This is a genomic window from Calditrichota bacterium, from assembly GCA_014359355.1.
Lineage (GTDB): Bacteria > Zhuqueibacterota > Zhuqueibacteria > JANLFK01 > Oleimicrobiaceae > Oleimicrobium.
In genome coordinates this window covers 1-8,940 of record JACIZP010000207.1, presented here as the reverse complement: position 1 = coordinate 8,940, position 8,940 = coordinate 1, and the positions used below count along the sequence as shown (strand labels likewise).

Genomic DNA, 8,940 nt, shown 5'->3' with positions numbered 1-8,940 from the left:
ACTTGGCGACCCCTTTTTTCGCGGGGAGGGGTTTCCGTACGATCGCGTGATTCTGAACATGGGGCTTATTCAAGAAATACGCCTGCAGGGCCTTGAGAACCGAGCCGAAGACAGGTGGAAGGGGGTTGACTTCAAGACGTATGAGAAGAAGCTACGTTATCGCAGAAATGAAATGGCTCATTGTTTCCCTCCTGGTGCATCTTTGGGTGACGCAGGTGCCGCCGTGTGGCGAAGGCCGGCCGAGCGGTGGGAGGCGCTCGCGTTTTTCAAGTTCACCCTAAACCGTCTCCTTGGGTATGCTTTTTTCTCCTGGCAGGATGAGCACCTGCAACGGGTCCGGCAAGGGTAAAGCGTATTTGATACTGGCACAAGGTGCTCGCAATGTCCAGAAGATGGTCAGTGTGGAGGTCTTTTGCCCTGCAGGAGGAGTGAGGCCGGTGAAGATGGGCCGTACAGCGGGCGTTGCTCCGCGCCCCGGGAGGTCCCATGAGTAGCGTCGTCCTCGTACGACGTTCGCCGAAGGGTTCTCGGCTCGCAAACAAAGCGAGGCGATGGTCGTCTCCGCGGCTGAGAGGATGCAGGAGATAAGGGGAGCAGACCGGCCCCGGAACCGTGTTGCAGCGTGGTTATCAGGGGTGTCAGAGGGCAATTTAGAGACATAGGTGGCGGGACGGTGTTCCTACTCGGAGAAGGCGAAACAGAAAATGAACCGCCCGAAAATATTGATTGTTGATGACATACCGGAATACCTGGCGGCTCTCGTGAGAGCCCTTCAGGGGGAGTGGGAGGTTGTCACCGCGCTCTCGCTATCTGAGGCCAAGACGAAAATCGACGAGGGCGTATCTCTGCTTCTCGTGGACATCTGCCTTGACGAATCGAGGCCAGGGATAGACAGGGGCGGCATCGAAGTCCTGAAGTGGTGCAGGGAGCAATATCCGGCGATTCCTGTAGTGATGATGTCCGCCTACCGCGACTTTGACGCTGCGGTTGCGTGCTTGAACCTGGGTGCTGCCAAATTCCTGAAGAAACCGATTGACATTGCCGAACTCAGGTCGCTGGTGAGGGAGTTAACCGGCTAAGGGGTGCCTATGAGAATCTGCCTAATTTCCGGAGATCCCCGCCTTTACCAGAGCCTCAATCGTTATTGGTCTTTTGTCGTCGGCCAGAGGATGATCCATATCCCGGTGCCTGGCGGGGTCTCGCAAGACGACTGCCTCGCCGCCTTCCAGTACGTCGCCGATTCGTTGGAGGAGCAGCTATCCCGCAACTCCGCCGGCTCCGCTTTCACGGCCATCCTTGACCCCTGCTTTTTCGGAGCTGCCCATTGGACTTTGTGCGCGCAGGCCTGCGACCTTTCCAAGTGGACGCCAATCGGCACGGATGTCCTTTCCCTCTTCCCCATGCTCGTGATGGCCTTTCCCGAGGTCCACTGGGTGTGCTTCACCGACAGGCGAGCCGACCTGTTTGCGGCTTTGTCGGGTGCGCTGGGCGATGGCGCGGAGGCTGTTGATGAGTCAAGGATAAGAAAATGGCAATGTCTCAGTTTGCCAGGGAGCCGGTCCGCTCCAAAATCCGGGCTTGGTCAGCTCGTAGAGAGCATCAGGTTGCAGCCGCGCCTGTTGTTCGATGCCACGGGCTTGAGGAACTACCTCAGGACAAGGATTTGCGAGCAGCAGGAACAACACAAAGTCCGTGTGAGAGAAGGATGCGCAGCAGCCATCGACGAAGAAGAGCCCTACGTGTTCCTCCACGGCTACCTCGCCTACAAGGTTGGCTATCGGGCTCATGCGGTCAGCACGCGGAAGATGATGGATGAGCTGTTTGGTGACGAAACTGTGACCCCCCCGATAGGGGTTACGTTTCAAGACATCTTCTTGAACTTTCCTGACGATGGGAGAAGCCAACCCCAATCCGACTTGCAAGGGAGGTTCGGCAAGTTTCAGGGTTTGCAGAGAATTGGCAGACACATATTTGTTTCCGTGGGGCACAAGTACAGTGCCTCATACAAGCGAAATCGCGTTTTCTTTCAGGAAGAGCGCCTCTCAGGAAGAATGAGGATAGAGAGAGTATTCAAACCAAGTGGGGGGATGTATAACCTTCTCAAGGATGCAAGGTTGTTGAAGGACTACTGGACACAACTGCGGGACTGGATCAAGGCCACGGCGCCTCCAAAGGGAGGCGAAGAACAACTGGGGGCGCACAGCGCACCCGGCAAACTCGTAATGGTAGCGGACCGGCTCAATGACCGGGCGGAAAAGATCCTCAAGGAGGCACAGACTGTCCAGGAATGCATCGTCGGCGCGACGCTCGCCTTGGAGGCAACGGAGCTGTTGGGTTATCGCACTCCCACCACGGCACTTGAGTCGATCGCCCTCCGCCACCAGTTGGAGGTGAAGGCCGAGTGCATGTTCTACGGGGTCGGCTACAACATAGACGTCAAGAACCGCCTGAAAGAGATCGACATGGAGACTAAGGCCACGGGCCGTTGGTTCCACTCGAGTGTGAAAACGCGCTCGGTCCTCAACGCGCAAATGAGCATCGTCACCGCCCTTGCCCGCATCTTCCGCGAGTACGGCCAGTTTGACGAAGAGATGCGCTGTCTGCGCCGGCTGCGCGATCTCAACAGACGCTGGTACTTCTGCACCCATCCCTGGTTTCTCCCTCTGTGGCTTGTTCGCTGGTATGTCGAGGAGCTGGTAGGATCATTCGCGCTGTTCGTTGGCATGCTCTTCATCTGGCCGCTCTCGTTGGGCGTGGTGGCCAGTACCCTGCACGCGCAGTTTGACCACCCTCCGGCGATGCCTTGGGGCTTTTGGGCGCAGATCTGGAATGCCTTTATATCGTTTTTCGGTTTGCAGCCAGGGGCCCCTCCCCTGGACGCGCCGGCAGAAATCATTACCCTAGCGCTTGTCCTTCTCGGCTTCTTGCATTTGGGGATCTTTGTGGCACATCTCTATACCCTGATATCGCGACGGTAGACCGCCTGGAGGCCTGTGTTACTGATCGCAAGTAGGGAGGTTCGGAAAGATGGCATCGAGCGACACGACGCAAGGGCAGGTAAACAAAGAACGCAATCTGCCCCGGTTTCACAAGTGTGCCACCTTTGCGCTTGTTGGAGTCTTCGCAGCAGGTTGGTCCCTCCTGCTGGTAACCATCTGGCATTTGCTAGAAGGGAGGGCAGAATGGGAGGCGGCGCTTTGTGCTAGCTTTGTGTTGCTGCTGTGCTGTATGACCATCTGGGGCATCGTCAGACTGAACCGCGAGGACTAGCGCCGAACGACCGCCCGTGGGAGTTGTGCCCTTGCTGTTCAGTCCAGGTCTTTCTTGTCCGATTTTGGAACAAGGCACAGGGCCACCCCCAATCATAGGTCTGCGCTTGTCTCGGGAGAATTCGCATTGACTCCGGTCCAGGGGAGGAACAGCAATGCTCACCATTGTGCTGTGTGCTATAGGTAGTCTGCTGCTCTTGTACATCGTGAGAGACTACCTCTGCAAGTTGGTGACTTTCATCTGCGATCACTTCCTGGGGAAAGTGGTCGAAACTGTGACAGGCTGGCTGCAGCCGGCCCAAAACTCCTTGAGGAGCATGCAGGCGAACCTCGGTGGACGCATTGAGCTCGGACGCCTGCTGGGGTCTTTCTTCCTTTTCGCGGTTACCTTGGCGTTTGCAGCAGCCAACTATGTGCTTATCTTCTTCGGCATGGAACTGTTGTTGCCCAGCGAGGGGGGTCTTGGCGTTCAGGGCCTATCCGCTGCCAGCCTGGCCTCAATTGTGGTCGTTCTCGTCGAGGTACTTCTCGGCTTCTTCCTCCTTGAGCTCTCGGGCCTCACAGACCTGACCGGGTGGCACAAGCTCCCGAAGAACGTGAGGCTGGCCATGGGTGGCTTGTTGGCTCTCTTCTTGGTCATATTGGTATTCGCCGAAGCGGGCATTGCCCTGTACCGCATCTACCAGGTGACGGGGACCGAAGCGGAGCCTTCGCATGGCCTGGCACGTGTCATGGCCAGGCTTCCCTATTGGGTTACATTCTTCTTGACGGTGGTAGTCCCGATCGCTACCGCCCTCTCAGCTTTCTCTTTGCGTGACATTCTGCTCGTCCTCGGGTGGGTAGTCGCGACAGCTCTCCGGGCGATTCTCGAAGTTGTGTTGCTCTTCATGGGCGTGCTTCACGCGGTCATCACCAGAATCGACGACTTTCTCTCTGCGCTCCTCTCGGTCCTCACCTATGTGGTAGAAGTCGTGGCCAGTGTGGTCGTCTTTCTGCTGGTGAAGATGAAGCTGCTCCGAGTGCTTGCGGTTGTGGCGATACTGGTCCTCGCACAAGGTTGCACCGGCAAGTGCGACAACCCTGTAGAGCCGGTACAGAGGGGGAGATTCGTCGTGGCATTGGTGGACAACTCCGGTTCATTCAGCTCCTACTTACCCCGCGCAATTAGCAACTGCAAATGCTACATCGACAGCTTAGACTATGGTGATGCTTTCACTCTCATCTTGATCGGCAGTGAAAGTCTGGAGGAAAAGGAGCCCCCGTTCATTGGGACCACGTGGCTGCCGCGGCCGTCGACTCACATTGTGCCAAGGGATCTACGTGCCCGTGTGGCAGCCCAGAAGGCACGGTTGAAGGCAAGGGCGGACAGCATCATTGGGCTTCCACGCTCCCCAGACACCGACCTTGCCGGGGCTATCATCCGTGCCGCACGGTTCATGTCGCCTTCCGTGAGCGGCGGGTACGCCGCGCATCTGCTTATTTTCTCCGATATGAGGGACACAAAGCGCCGAAACATACCGAAACGGACCAGGCTGGAAGGGGTGTGGGTCAGAGTGCTGTTCGTGGACATCTTGGACCAGCAAGTCCAGGAGAGAGTTGATCGTTGGTGCGAATCCCTACGACAGATGGGCGCGAGGGAGGTGAGGGTTCTCACCCCAGACCAATGCGAGGGGCTCAGGAACTACAGGCTCCCGCTGGAGTGATTGGAGGGGAAAGGTCATGAAGTGTCCTGCCTGTGGTCATGCCGAGATTCCAGATGCTGCCAGCGAATGCCCCAATTGTGGCGCGGCCCTGAAAACGCGCGCTACGGTGACCCTTGGTGAGATCGTACAGGGCGATGCGTACAAGCCGTACAAGGATGCGGTGGCCGTGGCCTTCTTAGTCCTGCTGGCGATTCTTTTCATCTTGGGGCGTTGCTGAGCAGGTACCATGGGTCCCCCTTGAGCGGAGCAGAGGGAGGCGGTGCCTAGGGTGTAGGCGTCCCAGTGCGTTGGAGACCCTGCCGCTGGGGAATGGGGCCACTTGGGGACGGAACACACCCATCGTTTTTGCGGGCGTGGACCCTCCGCAAGGGCAACCCCTCCCGAACAAGAAGTGGAACGTCGCCGCCGGGTCGTTCAGGGCGAGGCATAGACCTGCCGGCCTAAATCACTTTCGCAGATCCCTTCCTTTCGCGCCCGTCGTCAGGAAACCTGTTCAGCCCGCTCCGCCCTTCAGTGCTGCCTGAAGTCGGGGACTTTCGCGCCGCCCACATGCTCACCGAGTTCAGCGGAAGGAGGAGCTCCTGCGGGGGTGGTCCTTCTCGGGCAGGGCCAAGGCGGGTGGAAAGAGAAGGGGAAATCACTGAGCGTTTTGAGGTCTGATGTCCCGCCGGGGCAGCGCCCGTCGGCGAGCCGTAGTGTCCGGCCCTACAAGTTGTGCCCGAGGTAGAAAGCCCCGAGGAAATATCTCCTGATGTTGCCTTGTCTTTGTGCGTGTCGGTGCCGAAGCGAACGGCAAGGGCCGCACGTAAGCGAACAAGAAGCACCACCTTGGTGAGTAATTGCGGGGCGTCGATTCATGGCATGCTCGGCCACATCTCCGCGAACGGCTGCTTGCCCGCCGCCCAGTTCGGGAGGGATGTTTCGCGCGCAACGCAGCCAAAGGAGCAGTCCATATCGACCCCAGAACTCCTTCTGATTGGGATGGGGGCGCGTTTGGTCTCCTCTATCCGGACCGCTCTTCCTTGCGGCCGTTACGGATTGGCCTAGCGACCGGCCGCGACAGGCGCACGTGGGGCGCAAAGCTCCAGCGAAGCGGGAGTGTTGAGGTTCCCCCCACCACGGGGCCGCCACAGCCTTGACCAGCCCCTAATGCTTCATGCTGTTAACACCTTTCGACGAAGGCTGCGACCCTCGCGAGAGACTGGGTTTTGCTGGACCCTGCTAACAGCACGTGCAATTCCACCCCGTCTGCGTCCTCTGGCACCAGCAATTTGCGGTTCCACCTTGAGAGCACGACCGGCCGGCAGCCACGGCACCCATTCCCCAGCTCCTATTGGCCACTCTGCTCTATTTCCCCCCTATTTCCGCCCCACCCTCTCCGCCTCCTCCTGCACCACCTGCCAGGCAAGCTCCACGTCCTCCCAGGTGGTGCGCAGGTTGCCAATGGCTAAGCGCAGGGCATAGGTGCCGCGCAGCACGGTGTGGGAAAGCATAGCCTTTCCGGTACCGTTGACCGCGGCAAGCAGTCGCTCGTTGAGCGCATTGACATGCTCTTGCGGCACGCCGCGCGGCCGATAGCGAAAGACCACCGTGCTGAAAGGCACCGGCGCCACTAACTCAAAGTCCGAGTGGGCAGAAATGAGCTCGGCCAGCCGTTCGGCATAGGCCATGTGCTGCCGCAGCGCCTGCGCGATGCCTGCAGTGCCCAGCGAGCGAATGACCATCCACAGCTTCAGGGCGCGGAACCGCCGCCCCAAGGAGACGCCATAGTCCATGAGATTGGTCACCTGGTCCTGCTCGGCGGTGCGCAGGTACTCGGGCGTGAGGCTAAAAGCCTGGCGCAGCACCTCGGGCCTGCGGCAGAAGAGCACGCTGCAGTCGATGGGGGTGAAGAGCCACTTGTGCGGGTTGACGACAATGGAGTCGGCCCTCTCCCAGCCGGCGAACAGGGGGCGCTTTTCCGGCACAATGGCCGCGGCACCTCCGTAGGCCGCATCCACGTGGAGCCACAGGCCGTGTTCGGCACATAGCTCGGCAATCGCCGCCACCGGGTCGACGCTGGTCGTCGAGGTGGTACCGATGGTAGCCACCACGCACAGCGGCCGACAGCCAGCAGCCTCATCCGCGCGGATTACCTGCTCCAGGGCACGAACATCCATGCGGTACTGCGCGTCGCAAGGGATTTTGCGCAGCCACTGCTGGCCGATGCCCAGCACGATTGCCGCTTTTTCGATGGACGAGTGCGCCTGGTCGGAGGTGTACATGCACAGGCGCGGCAGGTCGCTTCTGCCGCTCAGACCCTGTTCGCGGATTGCCAAGCCGGCAGCCTCGCGCGCCGCGGCCATAGCGCAGAGACTGCTCACCGAGGCGGTGTCGTTGATCACCCCCCGAAAGTCCTGCGGCAAGCCGACCATCTGCCTGAGCCAGTCCAGCACAACTTGCTCCAGTTCGGTTGCCGCCGGCGAGGTCTTCCAGAGCATGGCATTGACATTGAGCGCCGAGGCGATGAGCTCGCCCAAGATGCCTGGACAGGAACCGGTGATGGAGAAGTAGGCGAAGAAACGCGGATGGTTCCAGTGGGTGATGCCGGGCAGGACCACCCGCTCAAAGTCAGCGAGGATCTCGGCAAATGGCTGCGGCTCTTCGGGCGGAGAAACGGGGAGTTGTGCCTTGACTTCACCCGGCGCCGCACGCGAGAGCACCGGGTAGCTGCGCAAGTTCTCCAAATACGAGGTCACCCAGTGGAGTGCTCGCTCCGCGTGCTGCTGGAACTCCTCCGGTGACCAGTCGTCGATCCTCACTTGCGAAGAACTGTGCATGGCGGTCCCCATCGTTGTCTCTGCCTACCAGAAGATGGCATACAGCGCCACGGTGAGGGCGATAACCACAGTGCCCATCAGGTACACGTGCGGGTGGTGGCGGGTGTCCAGGGAGGAGACGGGCAGCGTCACCGGCTTCTGGAGCGGCCGAGCCCTGGTGATGACGAGCATGCAAATGGTCAGCACGATGAACACCAGCGCCATGTGGTGGAGGAAAGCCCAGGAGTTGAAAGCCGCCACCGCGCGCTGTGCGCCAGGAGCAAAGCTCTGCAGGCCAGGGATGCGCCAGATGAAGCGCCCGAAGCGGCAGAATCCGTACAGCGGCAGACCGATGAGCATGGCCGCCTTGCCTGCGGCAGGTGGTGCCTTCTTGACCACTAACCCCACGAGAAACGCCGCGACGATTCCCGGCGAGATAAAGCCCCAAATCTCTTGAATGTAGCTGAAAACGCCCTTGAACCTGGAGATGATGGGCGCCCACAGACAAGCGACCACGACAATCACCGTGGTCACCAGCCTGCCCGCGCGCACCAGGTGGCGCGCCGATGCCTGCGGCCTGAGGTACTTGGCGTAGATGTCGATGGTGAAAATTGTGGAAGCCGAATTCAATCCCGAGTTGAAGGTGCTCATCACCGCACCGGCAAGGGCAGCCAACATGACGCCGCGGAGTTGGGGCGGCAGGAGCCTGCTGATCATGTGTGGGTAGGCTTTGTCGGCCACCGTGATCTCGTTGCCGAAGAGCTGGTAGGCCATGATGCCCGGGATGACGATGATGAAGGGGATGCAGAGCTTGAGGAGCGCCGCCAACATGATGCCCTTTTGCCCCTCAGCCACGCTTTTCGCCCCTAAGGTGCGTTGCGTGATGAACTGGTTGAGGCCCCAGTAGAAGAGGTTGGGGATCCACAGGCCTCCCACGAAGACCGCAAGCCACGGCACATCGGGGTCGTTCCAGGGGAGCACCACGTGGAGCTTGTGGGCATTGGCGCTGGCAAAGCTTTGCCAGCCGTGGACGAGGTTGCCGTGCCCCAGGAAACTCAGTCCCAGGATGGTCACCAGGGCCCCGCCGATGAGCAGTCCTGCCCCCTGCAGTAGATCGGACCACACCACCGACTTGAGCCCGCCGTAGATGGTGTAGCTGCCCGCGATGAT

Annotated in this window: 7 protein-coding genes; 5 read left to right on the top strand and 2 right to left on the bottom strand. The window is 59.9% G+C overall.

Going from position 1 to position 8,940, the window contains the following annotated elements; translation table 11 throughout:
* Positions 1 to 662: 662 nt before the first annotated feature.
* The 5 genes from H5U38_09375 to H5U38_09355 all read left to right on the top strand — a co-directional run bounded on the left by H5U38_09375 (position 663) and on the right by H5U38_09355 (position 5,189).
* Positions 663 to 1,079 (top strand): response regulator, encoded by a 417-nt coding sequence (locus tag H5U38_09375; protein MBC7187230.1) that lies wholly within the window; start codon positions 663 to 665, stop codon positions 1,077 to 1,079.
* Positions 1,080 to 1,088: 9 nt separating this feature from the next.
* Positions 1,089 to 2,978 (top strand): hypothetical protein, encoded by a 1,890-nt coding sequence (locus H5U38_09370; protein MBC7187229.1) that lies wholly within the window; start codon positions 1,089 to 1,091, stop codon positions 2,976 to 2,978.
* A 49-nt stretch (positions 2,979 to 3,027) separates the two neighbouring features.
* On the top strand, positions 3,028 to 3,270 hold the full coding sequence (locus H5U38_09365; protein MBC7187228.1) for a hypothetical protein: 243 nt from the start codon (positions 3,028 to 3,030) through the stop codon (positions 3,268 to 3,270).
* Positions 3,271 to 3,424: 154 nt separating this feature from the next.
* Positions 3,425 to 4,972, top strand: a complete 1,548-nt coding sequence (locus H5U38_09360) for a hypothetical protein (GenBank protein MBC7187227.1) — start codon at positions 3,425 to 3,427, stop codon at positions 4,970 to 4,972.
* Positions 4,973 to 4,988: 16 nt separating this feature from the next.
* Positions 4,989 to 5,189: a zinc ribbon domain-containing protein gene (locus tag H5U38_09355; protein ID MBC7187226.1), complete on the top strand. Its 201-nt coding sequence runs from the start codon at positions 4,989 to 4,991 to the stop codon at positions 5,187 to 5,189.
* Positions 5,190 to 6,330: 1,141 nt separating this feature from the next.
* On the opposite strand, the gene H5U38_09350 is transcribed toward H5U38_09355, so the two are convergent.
* Positions 6,331 to 7,791 (bottom strand): aminotransferase class V-fold PLP-dependent enzyme, encoded by a 1,461-nt coding sequence (locus H5U38_09350; GenBank protein MBC7187225.1) that lies wholly within the window; start codon positions 7,789 to 7,791, stop codon positions 6,331 to 6,333.
* Between the two features lie 24 nt (positions 7,792 to 7,815).
* On the bottom strand, positions 7,816 to 8,940 hold a 1,125-nt coding region (locus tag H5U38_09345), incomplete at its 5' end, for a sodium/solute symporter (protein MBC7187224.1).